The organism is Acinetobacter sp. UBA991 (genome assembly GCF_002292065.1).
In the GTDB taxonomy this organism is placed as follows: Bacteria; Pseudomonadota; Gammaproteobacteria; order Pseudomonadales; family Moraxellaceae; genus Acinetobacter; species Acinetobacter higginsii.
Genome location: NZ_DBBF01000041.1, coordinates 91,210 through 114,376, shown reverse-complemented (window position 1 = coordinate 114,376; position 23,167 = coordinate 91,210). Strand labels below are relative to the sequence as shown.

At 42.0% G+C, this 23,167-nt stretch carries 24 protein-coding genes; 11 read left to right on the top strand and 13 right to left on the bottom strand.

Annotation, left to right across the window (positions count from 1 at the left end):
- Positions 1 to 302: 302 nt before the first annotated feature.
- The 3 genes from B2727_RS17090 to def form a co-directional block, all read right to left on the bottom strand.
- Positions 303 to 683 carry an endonuclease domain-containing protein gene (locus tag B2727_RS17090; protein ID WP_033133114.1) on the bottom strand — a complete coding sequence of 127 codons (381 nt, stop codon included), beginning with the start codon at positions 681 to 683 and terminating at the stop codon, positions 303 to 305.
- 109 nt (positions 684 to 792) lie between these two features.
- Positions 793 to 2,070: a glutaminase gene (locus B2727_RS17085; RefSeq protein ID WP_005190294.1), complete on the bottom strand. Its 1,278-nt coding sequence runs from the start codon at positions 2,068 to 2,070 to the stop codon at positions 793 to 795.
- 116 nt (positions 2,071 to 2,186) lie between these two features.
- Positions 2,187 to 2,669, bottom strand: a complete 483-nt coding sequence (def, locus tag B2727_RS17080; protein WP_004805557.1) for a peptide deformylase — start codon at positions 2,667 to 2,669, stop codon at positions 2,187 to 2,189.
- A gap of 132 nt (positions 2,670 to 2,801) precedes the next feature.
- Between def and B2727_RS17075 the strand changes: the two genes are divergently transcribed.
- Positions 2,802 to 3,005 carry a hypothetical protein gene (locus tag B2727_RS17075; RefSeq protein ID WP_033133115.1) on the top strand — a complete coding sequence of 68 codons (204 nt, stop codon included), beginning with the start codon at positions 2,802 to 2,804 and terminating at the stop codon, positions 3,003 to 3,005.
- Between the two features lie 43 nt (positions 3,006 to 3,048).
- Here B2727_RS17075 and B2727_RS17070 read toward each other — a convergent pair whose 3' ends face one another.
- Positions 3,049 to 3,540, bottom strand: coding sequence for a DUF2505 family protein (locus B2727_RS17070; RefSeq protein WP_004654699.1), 492 nt, complete (start codon positions 3,538 to 3,540; stop codon positions 3,049 to 3,051).
- Positions 3,541 to 3,647: 107 nt separating this feature from the next.
- Positions 3,648 to 3,938 (bottom strand): hypothetical protein, encoded by a 291-nt coding sequence (locus B2727_RS17065; protein WP_005321921.1) that lies wholly within the window; start codon positions 3,936 to 3,938, stop codon positions 3,648 to 3,650.
- Between the two features lie 248 nt (positions 3,939 to 4,186).
- On the opposite strand from B2727_RS17065, the gene B2727_RS17060 reads away from it, so the two are divergent.
- From B2727_RS17060 to B2727_RS17050, 3 genes are all read left to right on the top strand, one after another.
- Positions 4,187 to 4,627 (top strand): universal stress protein, encoded by a 441-nt coding sequence (locus B2727_RS17060; protein ID WP_033133116.1) that lies wholly within the window; start codon positions 4,187 to 4,189, stop codon positions 4,625 to 4,627.
- Between the two features lie 262 nt (positions 4,628 to 4,889).
- Complete coding sequence (locus B2727_RS17055) at positions 4,890 to 6,131, top strand: OmpP1/FadL family transporter (RefSeq protein WP_033133117.1); 1,242 nt, start codon at positions 4,890 to 4,892, stop codon at positions 6,129 to 6,131.
- Between the two features lie 145 nt (positions 6,132 to 6,276).
- Positions 6,277 to 6,645 carry a hypothetical protein gene (locus B2727_RS17050; RefSeq protein WP_033133118.1) on the top strand — a complete coding sequence of 123 codons (369 nt, stop codon included), beginning with the start codon at positions 6,277 to 6,279 and terminating at the stop codon, positions 6,643 to 6,645.
- 63 nt (positions 6,646 to 6,708) lie between these two features.
- On the opposite strand, the gene B2727_RS17045 is transcribed toward B2727_RS17050, so the two are convergent.
- Entirely contained in the window at positions 6,709 to 7,872 is a 1,164-nt protein-coding gene (locus B2727_RS17045; RefSeq protein WP_033133119.1) for an alanine racemase, read from the bottom strand.
- Between B2727_RS17045 and B2727_RS17040 the strand changes: the two genes are divergently transcribed.
- Positions 7,871 to 8,110 carry a hypothetical protein gene (locus B2727_RS17040; RefSeq protein ID WP_032859721.1) on the top strand — a complete coding sequence of 80 codons (240 nt, stop codon included), beginning with the start codon at positions 7,871 to 7,873 and terminating at the stop codon, positions 8,108 to 8,110. The genes B2727_RS17045 and B2727_RS17040 overlap by 2 nt on opposite strands.
- A 6-nt stretch (positions 8,111 to 8,116) precedes the next feature.
- Here the strand turns inward: B2727_RS17040 and B2727_RS17035 are convergent, their stop codons facing one another.
- Positions 8,117 to 9,403 carry a D-arabinono-1,4-lactone oxidase gene (locus B2727_RS17035; protein ID WP_033133120.1) on the bottom strand — a complete coding sequence of 429 codons (1,287 nt, stop codon included), beginning with the start codon at positions 9,401 to 9,403 and terminating at the stop codon, positions 8,117 to 8,119.
- A complete protein-coding gene (locus B2727_RS17030; protein ID WP_005321902.1) occupies positions 9,400 to 11,148 on the bottom strand; it encodes a neutral/alkaline non-lysosomal ceramidase N-terminal domain-containing protein in 1,749 nt (582 codons plus the stop codon). Before B2727_RS17030 ends, B2727_RS17035 begins: the two co-directional genes overlap by 4 nt.
- A gap of 62 nt (positions 11,149 to 11,210) precedes the next feature.
- Between B2727_RS17030 and B2727_RS17025 the strand changes: the two genes are divergently transcribed.
- A complete protein-coding gene (locus tag B2727_RS17025) occupies positions 11,211 to 12,305 on the top strand; it encodes an AraC family transcriptional regulator (protein ID WP_033133121.1) in 1,095 nt (364 codons plus the stop codon).
- Between the two features lie 266 nt (positions 12,306 to 12,571).
- Here the strand turns inward: B2727_RS17025 and tauD are convergent, their stop codons facing one another.
- The 4 genes from tauD to tauA are packed head-to-tail and all read right to left on the bottom strand — an operon-like array spanning position 12,572 to position 16,153.
- Complete coding sequence (gene tauD, locus B2727_RS17020) at positions 12,572 to 13,417, bottom strand: taurine dioxygenase (RefSeq protein ID WP_033133122.1); 846 nt, start codon at positions 13,415 to 13,417, stop codon at positions 12,572 to 12,574.
- A 16-nt stretch (positions 13,418 to 13,433) separates the two neighbouring features.
- Complete coding sequence (tauC, locus tag B2727_RS17015) at positions 13,434 to 14,315, bottom strand: taurine ABC transporter permease TauC (RefSeq protein WP_033133123.1); 882 nt, start codon at positions 14,313 to 14,315, stop codon at positions 13,434 to 13,436.
- Positions 14,312 to 15,103: a taurine ABC transporter ATP-binding protein gene (locus B2727_RS17010; protein ID WP_033133124.1), complete on the bottom strand. Its 792-nt coding sequence runs from the start codon at positions 15,101 to 15,103 to the stop codon at positions 14,312 to 14,314. Before B2727_RS17010 ends, tauC begins: the two co-directional genes overlap by 4 nt.
- A 9-nt stretch (positions 15,104 to 15,112) precedes the next feature.
- Positions 15,113 to 16,153 carry a taurine ABC transporter substrate-binding protein gene (tauA, locus tag B2727_RS17005; RefSeq protein WP_171248646.1) on the bottom strand — a complete coding sequence of 347 codons (1,041 nt, stop codon included), beginning with the start codon at positions 16,151 to 16,153 and terminating at the stop codon, positions 15,113 to 15,115.
- A 405-nt stretch (positions 16,154 to 16,558) separates the two neighbouring features.
- Here tauA and B2727_RS17000 point away from each other — a divergent pair, with 405 nt between their 5' ends.
- The 4 genes from B2727_RS17000 (at position 16,559) to B2727_RS16985 (ending at position 21,194) form a co-directional block, all read left to right on the top strand.
- Positions 16,559 to 17,068 (top strand): rhodanese-like domain-containing protein, encoded by a 510-nt coding sequence (locus B2727_RS17000; protein ID WP_005205084.1) that lies wholly within the window; start codon positions 16,559 to 16,561, stop codon positions 17,066 to 17,068.
- Positions 17,069 to 17,130: 62 nt separating this feature from the next.
- The gene (epsC, locus tag B2727_RS16995) at positions 17,131 to 18,069 is read left to right on the top strand and encodes a serine O-acetyltransferase EpsC (RefSeq protein WP_004805539.1); all 939 of its coding nucleotides are present in this window, start codon (positions 17,131 to 17,133) and stop codon (positions 18,067 to 18,069) included.
- Positions 18,070 to 18,316: 247 nt separating this feature from the next.
- Entirely contained in the window at positions 18,317 to 19,249 is a 933-nt protein-coding gene (locus B2727_RS16990; protein ID WP_004654714.1) for a family 2A encapsulin nanocompartment shell protein, read from the top strand.
- Entirely contained in the window at positions 19,224 to 21,194 is a 1,971-nt protein-coding gene (locus B2727_RS16985; protein ID WP_033133126.1) for a family 2A encapsulin nanocompartment cargo protein cysteine desulfurase, read from the top strand. Before B2727_RS16990 ends, B2727_RS16985 begins: the two co-directional genes overlap by 26 nt.
- A 46-nt stretch (positions 21,195 to 21,240) precedes the next feature.
- On the opposite strand, the gene B2727_RS16980 is transcribed toward B2727_RS16985, so the two are convergent.
- Complete coding sequence (locus B2727_RS16980; protein WP_033133127.1) at positions 21,241 to 21,882, bottom strand: LysE family translocator; 642 nt, start codon at positions 21,880 to 21,882, stop codon at positions 21,241 to 21,243.
- A gap of 92 nt (positions 21,883 to 21,974) precedes the next feature.
- Here B2727_RS16980 and B2727_RS16975 point away from each other — a divergent pair, with 92 nt between their 5' ends.
- On the top strand, positions 21,975 to 22,919 hold the full coding sequence (locus B2727_RS16975) for a LysR family transcriptional regulator (RefSeq protein WP_033133128.1): 945 nt from the start codon (positions 21,975 to 21,977) through the stop codon (positions 22,917 to 22,919).
- Positions 22,920 to 23,167 lie beyond the last annotated feature (248 nt).

The following is a 23,167-nucleotide window of genomic DNA, read 5'->3' as shown; positions in this document are numbered from 1 at the left end:
ACGTGACAGCTCCTCCCTTTGAAAAGGGAGGTTGGGAGGGATTAAATTGATATTTAAATAAAAAATATATAATTTATAAAATAAATATTTTCTGAGTGTGATACTCATGACTCTTAGCTTAATATTATTAATTTTATATAACATATAAGGAAATACATAGAAAACTACATACAGCTATTGTACCTAAAATGGATTCAGAAACTTGTAATCCTCCCCAACCCTCCTTTAAAAAGGAGGGAGTATCATGAATCCAATATCTACATTCAATTCGCGGTAAAGTCCCTCTTTGAAAAGGTGGGAAACTACGTTTCGCAAGAGGGGGATTCTAACCTTTGCCGAACCACATAATAAATCCGCTCTACAACAGCATCAATCTCAGTCAAAATCTGATGATTACTAAATCTTAAAGTGATCAACCCTAATTCACTTAAAGCATGATCACGATTTTGATCAGCTTCCAACCCTGTTTCGGTATAATGTTGCCCACCATCACATTCAATGACCAAATTCACTGCTGGACAATAGAAATCCACAATAAAATTTAGAATCGGCTTCTGTCGATAAAACTGTAATCCTAAAATCTGTTTACGTCTGATTCTTTGCCATAGCAGTTGCTCAGCATCTGTCATATTACTTCTTAAATTTCGAGATGCTTGCTTTAGATTTTTATTATAAGGCTTCATCAATACCTACGTTTAAAACAGACGCATGCTTAACCAAATCCGAGCATCTCTAGCACAATATATAAACTCTCTTTAGAACCTATACCATTTAAATATAGGTTCTTTGCCTTTACAGCTCTTTATGTTTCTCAATCAAATCTTCAAGATTCTGATAAACATGCAAGACTCGATCTTTATGCGTTCGCGCATGATCCAAACGCTGCTCAGGGTCAACTAAAAGCAAAGTGTGCCCATCATCGATCAAACGATCAATGCCTTCCAGAAACATCCGTTTCCCGACATCATGAATCAAGGAAATCTGAGTTAAATCAATCACAATAGAACTTTTATTGACAGGCTCACATTGCAACGTCCGTAACAACATTTCCGCTTCAGTAAATTTCAATACACCGCGAAGTACATAGACACTCAAAGAAGCATCTTTTCCAGTGCGATAATGACTCTGCACAATGGTTTGTGCGGAAGGTGTGCCTTCCATCAAATGCAAGCCCATATCACGAGAGAGTCGCTCCAAGATATCTATGCCGCGTACACTATTGCCATGTTCATCGAGTCGAGGAGAAAAAGCCGCTATGCTGACCTGACCAGGTAACACGCCCAAGATTCCGCCAGCGACACCACTTTTGGCAGGAATACCAACCGTTGTGAGCCAATCCCCCGCGGCATCGTACATACCGCAGCTCATCATCACGCTCAGAACTTGACGTACCACAGCACGATTCAATAAGCGTTTTCCAGTTTTAGGATCAACCCCACCATTGGCAAAAACACTGCCCATCCTCACTAGATCTTTGACCGTCACCAAGATCGCGCATTGCCGGATATAACCATTCACAATATCGACAGGATCGGACTCCAAAATCCCGACGGTACGCAACATATAACCAATCGAGAGATTTCGATAGGCTGTTTTTACCTCAGACTCATATACTGCATCATCAAATTGCAGTTCACGCCCTGCCAGCTCGCTCATAAATCGACGTAAAATTTCTGCGCCTGATAGATCCTCTTTACTTGGAATCAATGAATGCGTGGTGATTGCACCTGAATTAATCATCGGATTTTTAGGACGGCGATCTTTACCCAATGAAATTTCATTAAAGGCTTCGCCCGAAGGTTCAACCCCAACTTTCTCTAATACCGCATCAATGCCAAGCTGTTGCAGCACATAGGCATAAGTAAACGGTTTAGACATCGATTGAATCGTAAATTCAATCTCATCATCCCCAACGGAATAGATTTCACCATCGACGGTAGACAAGGCCAGCGCCAAACGATCGGGATTGGCATTGGCTAACTCAGGGATATAATCGGCGAGATGCCCACTGTTATCGATATCACAGGCATCAATCACATGTGCCAAATAATCAGGAAGTGGAGTTTTCATGGTCATCTAGCCTTTAAATGTTTCAAGTTTTAATTTAAATAAGTGCTTATAGTACAGAGTACGGATCATATTAAAATTATAGCTTTTGTAATGATTTTATGAGCTTACATACATAATTAACTCAAACGTTCTACAAATAAAATGCCATCTAAATGATCCACTTCATGCTGAACAATCCGTGCAGGGAAACCTTCAAAAGCGGTTTCAATCACTTCACCTTGTAAGGTGTAATAACGCACTTTTATCGCTTGCGCCCGTTCAACCTGCCCACGCTCATCTGGCACACTTAAACAGCCTTCCTCACCTAAACAAGACTCTTGAGAAAATGCCAAAATCTCAGGATTGACCATCACTACCGCATCCATTTCGGGTGCATCGGGATAACGTGGATTCGGACGAGATGCCACAATAATTAAGCGTTTAGAAATATAGACTTGTGGTGCGGCAATCCCAACACCATTACGCTCCAACATGGTCGCATGCATGGCAGATGCCAATTGTAATAACCACTCACTATTAAATTCCCCGTTTGCGACAGCTGCCGCTTTAATTTTTAAAACTTCTTCACCACGTTGTGCTACAGGTAGAATTACACTCATCCCACGCCCTTATCGTTGTTTTGACCGAATAGTGAATATTATCGTATTGGATATTTTATCGCGTTACCATAATTTTCATTTAAGAATCTTGTCATAATATATTCGCGAAAAAAATAATGAATGGCAAAGCACATGAATGCAACCCAACTATTTCTAGGTGTCATCTTTAGCTCGATTGGCTTAGGCTATTTTATGTATGGCAAAAAGCAGAAAATGACCGTGCCTTTGGTATGTGGTCTTATCTTGATGCTCTTTACCTATTTTATTGATAGCACAGCCATGATCAGTATCATTGGCGTGGCGCTTTCAATTGTTCCCTATTTTCTGCGCTTCTAAATAAAAAAACTCCCCAAATGGAGAGCTTTCTTTCATTGAGAAATTAAAGGTGTTTCTTTAATTCATCTGCAACGATCTCGATTTCAAGCGTGCTGAATTTACGGATTTCGCCTTCTGCATGCTTTTCTAACATACCACCAATCAACGGCACTTTTACTTTGACAGTCCATGTTAAAGAGATATTCACTTTTTCGCTGTCACCCGTGACACTGCGCTCACCCTTCGCTTCCAAAGGTAAGTTTGCACCCAATTCAACCGTCGAGGTTAAGTTTTTCAAATGGGTAATATCAGCACGTTTTAAACGGAACGCATTTTTTAATAATTTTTTCGCCACCTCTGGAATATTAACATCCAGATTATATTCACGGCGTAGTGTATAAATATCACCCTGAATATTCGATTCGATAATTTCCAAATTTTCACCTGGAATACGCTTACACACTGCTTCATGCAATGAAGTATCCGCGACCAGTCTTGAAAAGTCCTCAATTGAAACACCATGAATTGTTTCATTAACCGTAAATTGATGTGCCATTTTTAAATGTCCATTTCGTTTTATTAGGATTTCATCATTGCGCAAAAGTATAGCATTCTCATTTGCATCTCTAAATCTGATCAGACAAAAATGGATGACTGCTCGGATTAGTTATTTCTATTGTAATGATGCCGTATGCCTAATTTGACCGTGACACGCTCCATACGACTGATATACAGATAATGATCCCCATATTCAATCACCGCATAAAACTGCTCCGCACCATCATCCAAACCTGTAGCTGACCATCTTGTGCCTTGCGGAAACTCATCTAACCATGCCGCTTTGTAAAAGTCTGAAACCGAATCAAAAGTCAGGTAGTGCTCAGGATCGGCCATAATTTTAGCTGCCATCTGATCGAATTTTTGTTGTTTAAATGCCTCTAAACTGAGTAACACAAAGCGTCCTTCTGATTTAAATTGTGCTTGAATTGCATGGTTAACTTTCCGCCTAATCTTTAACTGACTTACAAAAATACAGTGATTTTCTTATATCTCTATTTTGCTGCGGAATACGCTGTTTTTCTACATTATTTTCAGTTTTATCATATATTTTTAAGCTGTGCTGATTTGCTAGCACAGGCTCAATATGTTATCACCTTGTTATGTTTTCTATTTTTTACAACGATAAACTATAAGGAGTAAATATGTCTTATCAAAATATTTTAGTTCCTGTTGATGACTCTCCAATTTCCTATGCCGCAGTCGAACATGCGCTTTCTTTAGCAAAACTATCTGGGGCAAAAGTCACCATTCTGAGTGTGGTTGCGGTTGACCCATTTGTCGGTGTGGATTTTTATCAAGTTGCCCCTGCGGTGACCGATTACTTTATGCAAGCCGAAGCACAAGCCAAAACACAACTACAAGACATTTCTCAATCCTTTGTCCGTGATGGTATTCAGGTGAATACCAAAATTCATCATGGTTCAGCCAGTGAAGGCATTATCTTTGTTGCTGATGAAGTTGGTGCAGATCTGATTGTGATGGGCTCACATGGCCGCACAGGGGTAAAACGTTTATTGCTGGGTAGTGTGGCACGTGCCGTTTTAACAGAATCACATATTCCAGTGCTGATTGTGAAGCAATAACGATTTGCTTTAATTGAAAAAACCTTGTGTCTCGATACAAGGTTTTTTTATTGTCTCAAAGTTGCATAGATGACCGATTCGCCCCCCATATTGATCATTTATAACCCTGTTCCATGATTTAAAAAGATGCTTCACTAGCAATTGGACATTTATTTTCAAGTCAAAATAGTGAGTCGAATCAGCTTACTATCGCCAGAAAAAATGACCGTCAATAAAAACAGCATGTTTAAGAATAAGACACGGTTTTACAAGGATGATCAATATGAAACTCAATCCAATGGTGATTGGCCTGTGTGGGATATGTATCAGTACATTGAATCACGCGGCAGCACTGGACCAATCAGGACAATCCATTCTCCCTTTTCTGGAAAATGGTAACTATGTTGAAGTCAGTGCAACAGCCGTTGATGCTGACATTTCGGGGAAAATCCGTAATCGTCCTGAACTGGTCAATGATCCACAGAACCTGAACTCAGGCAATATGGGCAATAGCTTTCAATATTATAGTGCCGCGCTCAAACTTCAACTGACTGATCGAATCAGCTTTGGTCTACTCTATGACCAGCCTTTTGGTGCTGATATTCGCTATCCGATGCAATCGAATAACACCTTCTCGGACAATGAATTTACCCAGCAAGGCACATCGGTCAATGTTGATACTGAAAGCATTAGCATGATTTTGGGTGTCAGTCCTTTTAGCAATGTTCAACTCTATGGCGGCGCTGTCTATCAATCGGTCAAAGGTGATGTCGCGCTGCGTGGTAATTCATACAGTGAAGCCTTTAATGGCTATGATGCCAAATTTAAACAGGATCATGCAGTCGGTTGGCTGGCAGGCCTGAGTTATCAAATCCCAGAGATTGCCTTAAAAGCTGCGCTGACCTATCGCTCCAAGATCGACCACGATATGCAAGTGACTGAGACCATGTTCGGTCAGCCTTTAGAAGTGACTACCCCAAGTAAAACCAAAATTTCCACGCCACAATCGGTGAATGTTGATTTTCAAACAGGTGTGTATAAAGACACACTGCTCTATACCAATCTACGTTGGGTCAACTGGAAAGATTTTCATATTCGACCGACGCAATTTGGCGCAGTGACGGAGTATCTCACTGGCGTAATCAGCGAAGGAACCTATACAGGTGGTTTTGATTTAGACAGCTATCAAAAAGATCAATGGACGGTCAATGTCGGACTTGGACATCAGTTTACTGAGAAATGGAGTGCATCCACTGAAGTCAGTTGGGACTCTGGTACAGGCGACCCTGCATCCACATTGAATCCGACCAAAGGGTCTTGGGGGATTGGTCTAGGTGCTCAGTTTAATCCTGCCCCGAACTACTTTATTGCGGCTGGCGTTAAATACTTCTGGTTAGGTGATGTGATTGCCGAAGACGGCACCTATTACATTCCTGTAGCAGGAATTAAACCCATTGCTGAACAGGCCGATTTTAAAGATAACAGTGCAATCGCTTATGGTTTGAAAATGGGCTATCGTTTTTAGTCACAAAAACTCATCATGCTAAGTAGGAACAGATCTACCTCTAGTCTTGCTCCTACTTGGCTCTTTTCTGGCATTCAATCAGCGGATTAGCTTAGAATCTCAAAGCATTATTTTAATAATGAATGTCATCTCTAGGAAAAATCCAATGAAAAAAATCCCTCTTGTCTTTTCAATATTTATATCTAGCTTCGTTTTTCCTTTTACTACTTTTGCCAATTCACCTGATCCCAAAGAAAGCATGGATATTTTTATTGGCACCCTAACCATTCAGGATAACAAAGCCATTTTAACGCGATGCGATATTGCTCAGAATGAATATGTGTTGAAAGATGCGGACTGGTCTAAGCAAAAGGCGGTATCAGGTTTTCTCTCCAAAGCCACAAAACTAAAACAGCCGATCTATGTAGAAGTGATTGCAGCGTATAAAAGCGAAAAAGATATTAATATTCTCTTGGTTGATTCCATTGAAAATCTGACTGAAGCGAAAAGCTGCCATTTAAGCGATTTATTTTAAGGCTCAAAATACATGGCAGACTTTTAGCTCGAATCTTGATGAGCAAAGCTTAGTGACTCATCGTCACTCACTAAAAGTTTGCCATGTCTCAAAAGCATGTCTGCGATACAGCTTTAACTTAGAAAACTGAGGAATAATTGCTTCACTCTGGGTTGGTCTTAAAAATACAAAATCATCGACTTGAATATCACAATCCTTCGGTACATTGATCAATTCCTGATTACTGCTACGCCCGTACAATGCATGGGTATGCGCTTGATCAGGATAGACATAATCAGCCAGCCAATAGCCACCATAAATAAACAGCGCCTTACATTTATGTGGCAATTTATCTAATAAAGACATAGAAGGAAGCTGAGTAAATGGCAGTATTTTTAATACAGGCGCAGCAATCCATAACGCAGGTTGTAATGCCCTTAAAAAATCACTGTCAAAATCACTTGGTTTTAAGAGCATTGAACCAAAAGACAAATCATTGCAGACACTTTCAGTGGTATGAAAGCTAAAGGTTGGGCTACCACCGCCATTAAAACACAGCGCATCATGCCACAGCGATGGAAACTGCTTTTGAATCAATTGTTGATAATGGGCATAGGTCTGCTGTGAACTGTGATAAGCCAATTCAGGTTTTTTAATGATGGCTGGAATTTTAGTGACATGCGCATCATAGCCCATCAAACCAGAAAGCTTTAAATACTGCGGATACTGCTGAATCAGCTTTAAAATTTCGGTCAGTTGCTGTGTCGACTGTACCCCACCACGATGTAAGCCGACATCAATTTCAATATTCACATCCAAACACAGAGAATAGAGCTGGGCAATCTCGAGATATTGCTGTAAGCGTTGCTTGGTATCAATCAGCCACTGAATTTTGGCATTCGACCACTCCGCATGCTGATCAAAAAAATGACGTACAGCTTGGGCAGGCATAGGCTTACCCAACAGAATATCGGCTTCGGCAAAATTTTCTAGGATCGAAACAATATGCGGTTGATGAAATACCATAAAGCGTTGCGTATTCATCTGTTCGGATAGCAACTTGAGTAGGTCTAGGCTTGCTAATGACTTGACCACCAAGCGTGCTTTTAAATGTTTGGCATGAGCAAGACGAATCTGAACATGTTGGATATTTTGTTTTAACGCTGCTTCATCGATGATCAGTTGCGGAATCGCAATCCCCTGCTTTTTTAGGTCGAGATTGAGTTGTTTAAAATAATGATCCAACATGGCTATACCTTTTTTATTTAATTGTGATTCTAAAAAACCATCTTATACGAGGGAATGTCATCTACAACCTGAGCAAGCCAAAGCGACTAAAGCTTTGAGTGCAAGAAGTTTAAATACATCTTACCAAGCTTCAAATGCTTCTCAGGGTGAAACCAAAGTAATTCCAGCTGAAAGCTTAACCCTTAATTGGATGAGAACTCGACATGACTCCGTTAAGCACTTTCAGCTTATAAAATAACTCTATTTAACCTAAAAACAGCTTTTCCAGATAGGGATTTAAAAACTTGGCTTCTGGGTCCAACTGCTGGCGCAAAGCCATAAAATCATCCCACTTTGGATATAAAGCCCGAAGCTGTGTGCTGGTCATATGATGCATTTTACCCCAATGCGGACGCCCTCGATATTTCTGCAAAATCGGCTCAACCACATCAAAAATCAACTTCGGGTCTTGCTTATGATATTGATGCACTGAAATCGAAATGGAGTCCTGCTGATAAAACGGACTAAGCCAAATATCATCACCCTTCACAAAGCGAAATTCGAGCGGAAAAAAGGTGGCCACTTTATACTTTCTTAAGGCATGCAATATTTCATCCAAACACTCAATTCCACGATCAACAGGAATCTGATACTCCATTTCATTGAATTTGGTATTACGCGGCGTTGGAAATATCTTGCTCGACCAATCAACATAGGTTGTCGGTTTGACAAAGATGCCTAATAGCTTCTGTAAATAAGGATTCAGCGAAGGAAAGTTTTTGGTCAGTTCTGAACACAAAGTCAGCAAGGTATCATCCGATGGAAAATTTTCCTTCCGCGGCAAAACCGCTTCATCAGTCTCATCCAAAGTTTTTAGCATCAACTGCTTTTCATGGGAAAACACAAAGCACTCAATATGTCGATGCTGCTGCTTCCATTGCTGAATATGCTGCATCATGTCTTCTACCGGACACAGTTGAATATGCTCTTTCAGCTTATAGCGAGGGCGATTCTGCATGGTGATCTGAGTCAGGATACCCAAGCTTCCCAAAGACACCCGTCCTGCGGCAAAGATTTCAGGATATTCTGTGCGGCTACATTTCAGGATTTCACCAGAAGCCGTCAATAACTCAAAAGCTTCAACATAGGCCGAAATACAATGTAAATCTGCTCCTGTCCCATGTGTGCCTGTGGAGACAGCCCCCGCTAGACTTTGCTGATCAATATCGCCCTGATTCATCAAAGCCTGATTGATCGATTGCTGTTGCAGATGTTGATCTAGGTCATATAAACGTGTACCCGCATAAATGCTGCTCTGACATCGTTCAAGATCTGTCGATGCAATGCCTGCAATATGATCCAAAGACAATAAGGTGGCATCAGTACAGACTAAGGGCGTAAATGAATGTCCTGCACCGACTACCCGTATTTTTTGTTGCGCTTTAACAATGGACTGTAGTTCTTGCACATTGGCTGGTTGTAAAACCTGTTGCGGCATAGATTTTTGGAAGCCTGACCAGTTCGTCCAGATGCCTTGTGTTAAATCACTCATACTGCCTCTCCTTGGCTAACGGCAGTTTTTAAATTGCCATGATTGCTGCGTTTTGCGAGTTCCTGTGCTGGAATCGGTTGTGGTCGTGTCATTTCATCGTAATGACGTTTATTTTTCTCTAATAACAATTGTTCAGCTAAACCTTTGAATTTGCTCTGACAGGCAGCTAGCGTCCATTGACCAAATAAGGTATGTCCACCTTCATAGGCTTGCGCTTGATATTCTTCATAGGTGGTGACATAACCCATATAATCATTGCAGTAGGATGCTAACCAAACCCTTTCAACCGAAGCCTGTGCGGCAAGCGTCTGTTTAACCGTATCAATGACACGCTGCCCTGCAATAGTGGTAAATTCTCCTGGACAGCAAATCAAAGCCAATCGACCTAATCGCAGAATCTGTAAGGGAACCACGCTTGGAACTAAAGGACTGTGCTGAATCGCTCCCGCTTTCACTTGTCGGTTCATTTCTGCAATCAACGGATCAAGCATACTCGGTGGAAAACCAATCGGCTGCCCTAAAATCTTTTTGGCACCTGCTTCCAGTAAAATCTGTTTCGGCCCTTGAGAGGCATACAACTGCTGATAGTCTGCAAAATCAGCAGCTTTTGGGTGCTTGGTTTTTTGTTTGCGAAATTGATCCGCTAAAAATTGCATCCCCATAATTAAGGGTTTGGGCGCCCCTAAGCCATCGACAGGCGTACCTGCAAAAAATGCGGTACCGTGACAAGGCTGACTGGTCTTGGCATGCTTTTGCCCCGCTGCGAACTCATCTGGAATTTCAATATTACTCAGGTCTACATAGGACAAAACCGCATCGATCTTGCCTTCGACTTTATGTAAATTTTTAGGAATATTTGACTGTAAAGCCGTCAAAGCCAGTTCACTTTGATATCGCCCGTTTTGTTGCGCGTATTGATATTCCTGCTCGCCTTTAATCTTATTGCGAATCTTGAGCTGATCTTTGCCATGAAAATGCGGTGATACATCTCCCGCAGTTGCTTGTGCAAAAATCGTGACTGGATTTTGAATCCCTTGCTCAATTAAAGCCTGCTCAGAGAATGCGGCTGCATAGCCTTTATTATCGCCATCATAGGCGTTTAAGGAATTTCCTAAACAGGTTGCATGTACCCCAAATAAGGAAATAAAGGACTGCAGTTTTTGCTCACGATAGAAACCAATCAACTGCATTTCTCGGTTCAAGGCTAAATGCGTTTCCGCTTCGGTACGTGGCTGAACTTCTGGATTACGATTATAGGCTTTAATTGAACGATTCCATGCGACAGCGGTACGCTCTGGAAAATGTTGAGTCTCCAAGAAAATCTCGGTGTCTTGTTCAGATGCAATCGCATTTTGAATACTCAGTACAATCGCCTCAACAATGGCAGTTAAATGTTCAGGCACAAAACCAGGGGTTGGCATATTGTATAAAGCTTCATAGCCACAACCACCAGGGCCAGAATGGGTATGGGTTGCCATGAGGACCAATTGATTTTCATCAAATGGTGAATCTAGAATTTGTGTGAGTCGCGCTATTGTTTGGCTGCGTATGGCATGGGTAATACAACCTACGTCCAGACAACAGATCAGGAGTCGGTTATGTTGCTGATCGACAATACTCACGCAACGTGCAAATAAAGCTGTGCGCTGTTCATAGGCTCGATGTGACCATTGCCCATAACCAAACATGGCATAGCCTTTCGGTGTAATTTTGATTTGCTGCTTGTCCCAACCCACCTGATACATCACGACTTCCTTTCAATTCTTTTTCTAACTGTATTAAAGCATGTTGAAAGTTAATCAAAATTATGCGATACCCAACAGGGTTAAAGACACTTTTCTTTGGGGGGCAAAACGGACTTATGCCTATACGCAGCAACTGTAAAAATGAACAACAGCAATTTATTCCACCCACCATTCTGGCGAGCCTAATCCATTATGCAGAGCAGCAACAGTGGGATTATGCTGTATGGTTTCAGAATTCAGGTTTAGACATTGCACAAATACAGCAAACCCAAGCTGTGGTTCGTTTTAGCCAACTCTGTGATGTGGTTGGTCAAGCCATGACCACCTATCAACAACCGAACCTAGGCTTAAAGCTTGGCAGTAGCGAAGGTCTGATTTCGATGGGGATTTTGGGCTTTGCCATGCAATCCTGTAAAACGGTTGCAGATGCTTTAGACATTGCGCTGCGCTACCATAGGATTTCTGGCAGTGTCTTGAATATCGACTTTTCTATCCACGCTGATCTTTGTGAATTGGAAGTCACCGAACCTTATCCCTGCAATGAACTCAAAGCCTTTTTCTATGATGAATTATTTAGCAGCATCATCACCTGTTTAAATGCGATGTTGGGCGATCATGATGATGTGATCAGTCTTGAGCTCAGCTATTTACCACGCGAATATCAACAACAATATAACGAACTCTTTGGCTGCCCGATCCAGTTTAATCGTGACAGGAATATCATGCGTTTTAGCACTAGCCTATTGCAGCGCAGCTTAAAAAATTATAGTCCAGCCAACTATGCAACTGCACTACACATCTGTGAACAAGCCCTAAAAGAAATAGACCAGCTCAACCAAGTGGGTTATGTGCATCTACTCGATCATTTGATTGAACAGCATTTACCTGAACGCTTTGAGATGCAACAAGCTGCTGAACAATTACGGATCAGCGAACGCCATTTAAGACGACAATTGTTATCAGAAGGTCTGAGCTTTCAACAAATTCGGCAAAATGTGTTGGAGCGTAAAGCCAAGCAACTTATTGAACAGAACCTATCCCTGAGTGAGATTAGCCTGCAATTGGGTTTTAGCGAATTACGTGAATTCCGACGTGCCTTTAAACGCTGGACAGGGCAAGCGCCTTCTATTTATAAACAAGAGACTCACCTTACTTAAATGATTAGTTCGTAATACCTACTCATATAAAATGAACATATCTCAGGAATTACTGGTGCTACAGGTCATCCACAACCTGCGTGAGATTAATCAGATGCTATTTCTGCGATTAATTTAAAGAGATACCGGAAGAAGACAGGTTTTGTGGATGACAATGGTTTTGGTTACTTTTGCTGAAACAAAAGTAACTCCAGCTGAAGGCTTATCTAAAAATAAGATGAGATCTCTATAAGATTCCACCGAAGCAAAAAAATTAAAACTAAATTTTAACTCGCTGCTTGATAAAACGGTACATCACCATTAATCGTGGCACGATGCATAATCCGATGCGCATCACCATAATCAAATAACGCCTTATGCTGTGTGCAACGATTATCCCAAATCGCTACATCACCTGCCTGCCACTGCCAACGCAAATGGAACTGCTCATTGGTGGCATGCGCAAATAAATACTTTAGCAATTCAGCACTTTCCGTCTCATCCAGTTCATTAATACGTGTGGTAAACCCTTCACTCACGAACAAAATCGGCTGACCCGTTACCGGATGCGTTCTCACCACCGGATGAACAACGGGTGGATTACGCTTAAAGGTTTCTTCCAGTTTTTTACGCTCAACATCGTTATGCGCAAAACGTTCAATCGGGAAAGACTGACGAATGTCATGCGTTGCGGTTAAGCCTTTTAACTTTTGCTGCAAACCTTGATCCAAGGCAGCAAATGCAGCTGCCCCGCTTGACCAAAGGGTATCACCACCGACAGGTGGAATCTTAATCGCTTGCAATACACAACCCAATGGCGGTTTCTGACTGAAAGTCACATCAGTATGCCAAAGCTCATTATCACGTAAGTCTTGTTTCCAGCTGTCCAATACAATGATTTCAGGCACATTATCGATAGATGGGTAAATCGGATGAATATGCAAAGAACCAAAACTACGTGCCAACTCCGCTTGTGCCTGAGGTGCAAGCTGCTGATTACGGAAGAAAATTACATGATGATCCAGCAAAGCCTGTTGAATTTGTTGCGTCGTATTTTCATCAGCCGTGTTTAAATCAACATCGTGAATAATGGCACCAATCGTTGGTTTAATAACTTCAATATTTAAGGTCATCTTCTACTACTCACACTTATAACTGTTGGCCATACCAAGGAGATAATTGCTTCTGTAACCAACGCAAAAACAATTCAAAACTAACGGCGACAATCGCAATCACAATAATGCCCAGAACTACGGTATCGGTGATCAGGAACTGCGCTGCAGACTGCACCATAAAACCAATACCGCGATCTGCTGCAACTAATTCCGAAGCCACTAGAGTCGACCAGCCCACACCTAAACCAATACGAATACCCGTTAAAATATGCGGTAAGGCTGTCGGCAGAATCACATGCCAAAACACTTGTGATTGGCTTGCCCCTAAAGATAAGGCAGCACGTTCACGATTGAGCTGATGGCTCAGCACACCATGGGTACTACTGATAATCACAGGTGCAAGGATCGAAAAGAAAATCAAAAGGACTTTGGTGGTTTCACCGATCCCGAACCAGATCACCAATAGTGGCAAATAAGCCAAAGGTGGAATCGGACGCAATAACTCAACCAATGGATCAAGCACGGCACGAACCCACTTATTCAGCCCCATCCATAAACCTAAAGGTACACCAATCGCAATCGCAGCAACTAAAGCCAATAAGACACGAGAAATACTTGCTGCCAAATGCTGCCATAAGGTGGCTTTCATAAAACCTTGTTGACTGACTTCTAGAAATTTTTGCCATACCGCTTGTGGGCTCGGCAAAAATAGACTTGGGACAATTTTTAATGCCGTGATCAAATACCAAATCACCAGTACGCTCAAGACACTGGAAAAACTGAGCGCTAAACTACGATGGCGAGTAAAAAAGGACCCAATTGGACTAAAAACCGAACCTGACTGTGTTTGATTCGTCGATTGCAGTTCCTCGGCCTTGCTCACCTCATAGGCTGTATTTTTTGCTTGCCCCGTCATACAGCCACCTCATGCCCTGCTTGTTTCTGCACACGTAGGCGTTCAAACAATTGCTCGCGTAATTGAATAAATTTAGGATCCGATTTGATCGCACGAATGGATTCACCTTGCTTATAACGCTCTGCAAAATCCAGTTTTAAAGTTTCGACAATCTTACCTGGGCGAGCGGTCATCAACACCAATTGATTACTCAGCAATAGTGCTTCTTCAATGTCATGGGTGATCAGGAAGAAGGATTTATTTTGTTCAATCCATAAGTCCAGGACCAACTGCTGCATGGTTTCACGAGTAAAAGCATCAAGCGCAGCAAAAGGCTCATCCAATAAAATAAAGGCTGCGTGGCTAATCAAAGCACGCGCAATACCGACGCGCTGTTTCATGCCACCTGACAATTCCCAAATATTGGCTTTAGCCACATGACTCAAGCCGACAATTTTAAGAATTGCATCGACTTGCTGTTGAATGTCTTGCTCTTTTAAACCTTTGAGCTGCAAAGCAAAACCGATATTTTCAGAGACATTTAACCAAGGTAATAGCGCATGATCCTGAAATACCACCGCACGGCGTGCATCTGGCGCAGTCACCACTTCATGATCCAGTGTAATCTGCCCCGAACTTGGCTTTTGAAAACCCGCCAGAATATTCAGTAATGTTGTTTTACCACAACCAGACTCACCCAAAATCACAGTCAAAGTGCCTTCTTCAATCTTCAGATTGATATCTTGCAATACAGGCACGGTCTGTTTTGGAAAGGTTAAATGAAGATGCTCGGCAGCTAATACGCTCATTTAGATCTCCTAGGGCTGTAAGAATTGGGTGGTGACATTCGCTTGATAATCAGGTTTTACTTGATCCACCTTGCCTTGGCTTTTGAGGAATGTTGCTGTGTCGAAAATATTTTTGGCGAACTCACCCGCTAATGTTGCGTGTTGTTGCTGACCATTCAGATAAATATTGCCTGATAACAGTAAAGGAATATCTTTCACATCAGAGCCTGTCAGCTGAGCAATTTTCTGGATATTGTCCGCATTTTGTTCAAATGCTTTTGGATCTTGCTGATACGCTTCAACTTGTTTCAAGCTGGTTTTTACGAATGCTTTTAAGAACTCTGGATTTTTTTCAGCGAAATCTTTACGAACCACCCATAAATCATAGGTTGGTGCGCCCCACTCGCCGACTTGTTTCGAATCTGTTAATACATGACCACTGGCTTTGACTTTACTTAATGCAGGTTCCCAAACATAAGTTGCATCGATATCACCACGCTCCCAAGCTGCTGTGATTTCTGGTGGACGTAAGTTAATAATCTTGACTTGATTATCCGCAATATTCCAATGCTTGAGTGCTGACAATAAACTGTAATGCGTGGTTGAGACGAATGGTACGGCAATGGTTTTGCCAATCAAATCTTGAGGTTTTTGAATGCCTGATTTGTTACTCACCACCAATGCCTCTGAACCGCCTAATTTAGCCGTCACAAGAAAGACTTCAATCGGTAAATCACGACTTGCAGCAGCAGCCAGAGGACTAGAACCAATATTGCCGATCACCACATCACCCGAAGCCAATGCATTAACCACATCTGAACCTGCATCAAATTTGCGCCATTGAATTGCTTGATTACTATCACGTTCATAATCACCATTGGCTTGTGCAACCTTGGTTGGATCCACACCAGTTTGATAGGCAATCACCACTGCCTTGTTATTTTTAGACTGAACAGGTGCAGCATCTTTTTGATTTTGATAGACAATAAAAGCAACAATCGCCACAAGGACGATCGCTGTAACAATTAGCGGCTTAGAGTTTTTGATGCCCATAATTAGATGATCTTTCAACAATATAGGCTTATGGTATGCGGCATGCTTTATGATTAAAAATAAGAAAAAGTGAGTTGCTTATTCCTTTATGAGATAAGAATAAGACTTAGGCAATTTTTGCTGTTTTTATATTCAATTGGTTTATTTTTAGTGTTGTTTCATTTAATTTCCCAACTAAGCCTTTTAAATATTTATCCCGCTGTTTAATTGAAAAGTAAAATATTTAATCCTGATAATTTCATCTTTAAATTAAATAAGCATTTTCATTTTAAAATATAGCTCCAAACTATATTCCGAATAAATTAATAAAAACCTATTATTTATCAAAAATAGATATATAAATAAATTTTGCTTATTTTCCTGAATATAAAAACAGTCCTAAGATAAAAACATCATCCCGCTGATGTATGAAAGGTTATAAAAATGAATGCTCAATTTGATTCTACTGATCTAGCAGAATCGACATCTACGATTCACGGTTTATCAAAAAATCCACAAGATATCTTGGCGCGTGCGCAACATTATGCTGAAGAAAATGAACTCGATTTCACTGGCAGCGTTCCCCCACCTGAAGCTTGGTATTTGGTTGAACAAGGCCTAGCGGTATTGGTCGATGTACGTACCAATGAAGAACGCAAATTTGTCGGCTATGTCCCTGAAAGTATCCACGTCGCATGGGCAACGGGCACATCTTTTAACCGAAACCCACGCTTTCTGAAAGAACTGGATAGCAAAGTTGGCAAAGACAAAACCATTCTGCTGCTCTGCCGTAGTGGTAAACGCTCTGCTTTAGCAGCTGCAGCAGCATTTAGTGCAGGTTTTGCCCAAGTTTATAACGTGCAAGAAGGCTTTGAAGGTGATTTAAACGAGCAACAACAACGTAATCAAAGCAATGGCTGGCGTACACATCAGTTACCTTGGTTACAAGACTAATGCTGCTTTTTTAAGCAATTATTTTACGATTTATTTAAGATCTCGTTTTGCAAGGAACTCGCGTGAGTCAATGGAAAATACAGCCTGTCGTCGAAGGCCTACAACAAGCACGACATGAATGGAGAGAGCGTCAACATCGCATCAAAGAATTTGGTGGGCGTGAACTCCCATCTAAGGATGCGCTGAAGTCAATTTTAGATGATCTGTGTGGGATCTTATTTCCAATGCGACTTGGGCCGAGCGATCTACGCCAAGAAACTGAGGATTACTATATTGCCTATACCCTTGACCGTGTCTTGAATGAACTGTTTGCACAGGTCAAGTTGGCTTTAAATTACGAAGCCAAAAGTCGAGTCAAACCGATCCCTGTTTCTAGCAATGAACGTCTGCTGTATGAACAGCAAGTCGCTTTGGCCCAAACCATCGTACAGGATTTTGCCAATACCTTACCTGACATTCGCCGCTTATTGGATGCCGATGTCTGTGCAGCATATGAAGGTGATCCCGCAGCGCATAGCGTTGATGAAGTCTTACTCTGCTATCCAGGTATTTTAGCGATTATTCATCATCGTGTAGCACATCAGCTCTATCACAGTGTACCGCTGCTCTCACGGATTATTTCTGAATTGGCCCATTCAGCAACGGGTATTGATATTCATCCGGGTGCGCAAATTGGGAAAGGCTTCTTTATCGATCACGGCACAGGTGTGGTGATTGGAGAAACCTCAGTGATTGGTGAATATGTCCGTATCTATCAGGCGGTGACGCTCGGTGCAAAACGGTTCGAACTGAATGAAGACGGTGCACTGAAAAAAGATTATGCCCGTCATCCGATCGTGGAGGACCATGTGGTGATTTATGCAGGTGCAACAATTTTAGGCTGTATCACCATCGGTAAAGGCTCAATTATTGGCGGCAATGTGTGGCTTACCCATAGTGTTGCAGCAGGCAGTCAGATTTTACAGTCACCAAGTGAGTCATTACACAATAGTAAAGTTTAATTTAATGAGGTATTTAACCAAGTAAATAAAAAGGCGTAAGAATAAATAACGTATATTCAATACTTATATTTATTTTTCATAATTATATTCTTATGAGTAATAAGCAGATAATTCACGATTATTTATCTCATAATAATATTTTTAAAAAAACTAAATAGCCTCTAGTCTAACGAAATAAATCATTAAATATTATTGCAATAAAACCAATTTTTATTAACAAAGCCAAAGACAACAGGAAAACTTATTCATGGCAAAAACCACAGATAAAGTCCAACTTGCGCTTGGAGATCATGCAGCTAGACAGCTTGCCAATGCCACCAAGACCGTTCCACAACTTTCGACCATTACCCCACGTTGGCTCACACATTTATTGCAATGGATTCCTGTTGAAGCAGGTATTTATCGCGTTAACCGTGTCAGCAACACCGATGATATCCAAGTGGCCTGTACACAACGTGATGAAGCGACTTTGCCGCAAACCTTTGTTGATTATGATGCGCAACCGCGTGAATATTTCTTAAATGGTGTGTCTACCGTCTTGGATATTCATACTCGCGTTGCCGATCTTTACAGCAGCCCACATGATCAAATTAAAGAACAATTACGCTTAACCATTGAAACCATTAAAGAACGCCAAGAAAGCGAGCTGATCAACAACCCTGAATATGGTTTATTGGCCAGTGTCGCAGATGAACAGCGTATCTCAACTTTAAATGGTCCCCCAACACCAGATGACTTTGATGATTTACTGCGTAAAGTCTGGAAAGAACCCGGTTTCTTCTTGGCACATCCAGATGCGATTGCCGCATTTGGCCGTGAATGTACCCGTCGTGGCGTGCCACCACCAACCGTCAGTTTATTCGGTTCGCAGTTCATCACATGGCGTGGTGTCCCACTGATTCCATCGAATAAAATTCCGGTGGAAGATGGTAAAACCAAAATCTTGTTACTGCGTGTGGGTGAAAAACGCCAAGGTGTGGTGGGCTTATTCCAACCAGGCTTGGCAGGTGAGCAATCTCCTGGCCTTTCTGTACGCTTCATGGGCATCAACCGCAATGCGATTGCGTCTTATCTGATCTCACTGTACTGCTCATTGGCGGTATTGACTGAGGATGCGTTGGCTGTGCTCGAAGATGTGGAGGTGGACAAATATCATGACTACCCAGTTAACTACAAGTAACCTATCTTCTACAGGTACTGGGCAAGGTAGTCCAACGGGTTCTGAAGTGGTCGGTGTTAGTCCACCGTCCAACTTCCCAGATGAAGCAACACTTTCAAGGCTTGCCTCTGAATTTTTTGCTGCGCTGCCAAGCTCAGGCAGTAGCCACCCTTCTGGTTTGAATTTGGACTTGCCCAATATCGGTACACCGCCACATCAACCTCAGCCTGCTGAACCTTTAGCAGCGTTAAGTGGTCGTGCGCCGAATATTGCTTATGAAAAAAGTTTGAATCCTGAATATCCTGAGCATATCCCAAACTATCCCGATTATCCTGAACGTCGTGCGATTGCTTCTGCGCCAATGGTTGGTGGAGCGAACTTACCTCGCCCACCAATTGAACCAAATTTTCCACAGGCCATTCATAGTGCACCGAATGTGCCTTTGGTTGAACCTTCTCATCCATCGGCAAGTGAGGCATCACCATTTTATTTTTTAAATGATTTTGCAGCACCCAGCACATCAAATTCTGAATTTGATGCAGCCAGTTTTGCGACTGCTCAATCATTTCAATTACCACATGGCGATGCACTAAAAAGCTTATTGCAGCAAGATCAGGCAAGTTCAACCCAACCCCAAAGTCCTGTCTCTACAGGTTTCTACTTTCTTGATTTGCCACAAAGCAATACGGGTTATGGCAATTACCAGCCTTCACAACCACAGTTTATAGCCAATGCAGCTCAACCTTTGGATATTCAAGCGATCCGTCGTGATTTTCCAATTTTGCAAGAACGCGTCAATGGTCGACCTCTGGTCTGGTTTGATAATGCAGCGACCACGCAAAAACCACAAAGCGTGATTGATCGTATTGCCTATTTTTATCAGCACGAAAATTCCAATATTCATCGTGCCGCACATGAACTGGCAGCACGTGCAACCGATGCCTATGAACATGCGCGTAATGTAGTAGCTCGTTTTATTGGAGCAAAATCATCCAAGGAAATCATTTTTGTTCGCGGCACCACTGAAGGCATTAACCTGATTGCCAAGACCTGGGGTGAGCAGAATATTGGTGAAGGTGATGAAATTATTGTTTCGCATCTTGAACATCACGCCAATATCGTACCGTGGTTTCAACTCACCAAAAAAGTCGGTGCCAAACTCCGCGTCATTCCAGTCGATGATACCGGTCAAATCATTTTGGAAGAATTGCCAAAATTGATCAATGAACGGACTAAACTGATCTCAATTACTCAAGTATCCAACGCCTTAGGTACAGTGACACCTGTGGCTGAGGTGATCAAAATCGCGCATGCCAAAGGTGTACGAGTCTTGGTCGATGGTGCCCAATCGGTTTCACATATGCCAACCGATGTTCAAGCGATTGATGCCGATTTCTTTGTATTCTCAGGGCATAAAGTGTTTGGGCCAACAGGTATTGGAGTTGTCTATGCCAAGCCTGAAATCCTAGAGACGATGCCTGTGTGGGAAGGCGGCGGTAATATGATTCAGGATTTGAGCTTTGAACAAGTGGTTTACCAACCTGCTCCAAATAAATTTGAAGCAGGCACAGGCAATATTGCCGATGCCGTGGGTTTAGGTGCAGCACTGGAATATGTGGAACGCCTTGGTATTCATAATATTGCCCGCTATGAACATGACTTACTGGAATATGGCCAGCATGCATTGAGTACGGTTTCAGGTTTAAGACCAATTGGTACGGCAAGAAACAAAGCCAGCGTGATGTCTTTTACACTTGAAGGTTATTCGACTGAGCAAGTAGGTAAAGCACTGAATCAACATGGCATTGCAGTGCGTTCAGGGCATCATTGTGCTCAACCGATCTTGCGTCGTTTTGGTGTGGAACAGACGGTGCGCCCATCTTTGGCGTTTTACAACACCACGGAAGAAATTGATTTGCTAGTGTCAGTCTTACATCAACTGACCAGAAACAAACGCAGTGCCTAACCCCTCTCCAATAAAAAAGACTGCCTCAGCGCAGTCTTTTTTATGTTCAGGCAAAGGCAACACTCCAAATCAATCGTATTGCAACTACACTGAGAATAATCCCCATTACCCGTTCAAAATACACGCCAAACTCTAAAAAGCGTTTCCGTACAACAGGCTGAGCAAACATAATGCTGACCAAAATAAACCATACGGCATTGACTAGACACATCCAGACGCCATAACCAATTTGAACCTTTAACGGCGTTGCGGGATTCACAATGGTAGTAAAAATCGCCAAAAAGAAAACGGTCGCTTTGGGGTTCAGTGCATTGGTCAAAAAGCCCATATTAAAGGCTTGAATTAAGCTCGGTTTGCCCAGCGCTTCCCCCGCCAGAATATCCAGATTGGCATTCGGTTGACTACGTAAACATTGCCAGCCCAAATAAATCAAATAAGCCGCGCCTGCAACACGTAATAACGACATTAACCAGACACTTTGCTGGATTAGCACGCCAACACCCACCAAGGTATAAAACACATGTACCGAAATGCCGACACCAATGCCGATTGCAGTGATACAGCCAATTAAATAACCATATCGCACACTCTGCCGTACTGTAATAATAAAATCAGGACCTGGTAAAACGACTGCCATAAAATGGATCAATGCCAAGGCCAGAAACTCATGTCCATACAACTGCCACATTTGATTTATCTCCATCATGACTACAGGAAAAAGATTGTATTGCGATTTTTAAAGCGCGATAATCCAATCAAAATCCAAATAACTTTTGCTTCATGAGCACAAATCAAAGTCTGGTTCTGTTAAATGAAATGGCAACCTTTGTCAAAGTTGTCGAAACGGAAAGCTTTTCTGAAACGGCACGTCAGCTCGGCTCAACCCCATCTGCTGTGAGCCGCGCCATTGCCCGTTTAGAACGGGCCTTAGGTACACGCTTATTGCATCGCACCACACGTAAACTGCGCTTAAGTGAAAGTGGTCAGCAGGTCTATGAACGCTGTGTCGACATGGTCAATGCGGCACAAGCGGTAATGGAAAGCTCGGGACAGTTTCATATTGAACCACAAGGCGTGATTCGGATCAGTGTGCCTAAAGCCGTTGGGCATTTTATGCTACATCCACATTTGCCCGAATTCCTGGCACTATATCCTCAAATTGATATTCAACTGCTATTGGAAGACCGCTATATTGACTTGATTGATGATGGTGTCGATCTGGCCATTCGTATTACCGAACAACCACCAGGTGGCTTGATGGGACGGAAACTGATTGATATTGATCATTTAATCTGTGCCACACCCGAATATTTACAGCAACATGGCATACCGCAACATCCACATGATTTAAAGCAGCACCAATGTATTTATTTGGGTGAACAACCGAATGACTCGAAATGGAAGTTCCAGCAAGAACAGAAATCGATTACGGTGCTAGTCCGTGGTCGTTATGCAGCCAATCATACTGGCGTACGCCTCAGTGCCGCTTTACAACACTTAGGCATAGCCAGTTTGCCTTACTTCGTAGCACGCCATGCCTTAGAACAAGGTTCTTTGGTGCAGGTCTTACCTGATTGGCATTTTAAAACCCATTACAGTGGTGGCGCATGGTTGCTGTATCCACCTACCCGTCATGTGCCACCTAAATTGAGTGTCTTCATTCAATATCTAGCGGAAAAATTAGCCGCAGAACCAGTCTTATTTCCGCAAAATACGCCAAGCTAAAACGATCACTTTCATTTATAAATCTAGAGACAATAGCAAACCAAATGAAAATCAATAAATCTTAAGATATTGATTTAAAAATATATATCAATGGAACTTATCCATTCGCAAAACAATAAAAAGCATCTTTATTTTCATCCTGCATGATAGGTAATTCACAAAAACAGATATTTTTTGCTGCATAAGTTATTTTTCTTCATTTTGCATAATCGCTAATCTAACAACCAAGTTGTTATAACAAGTTTAAG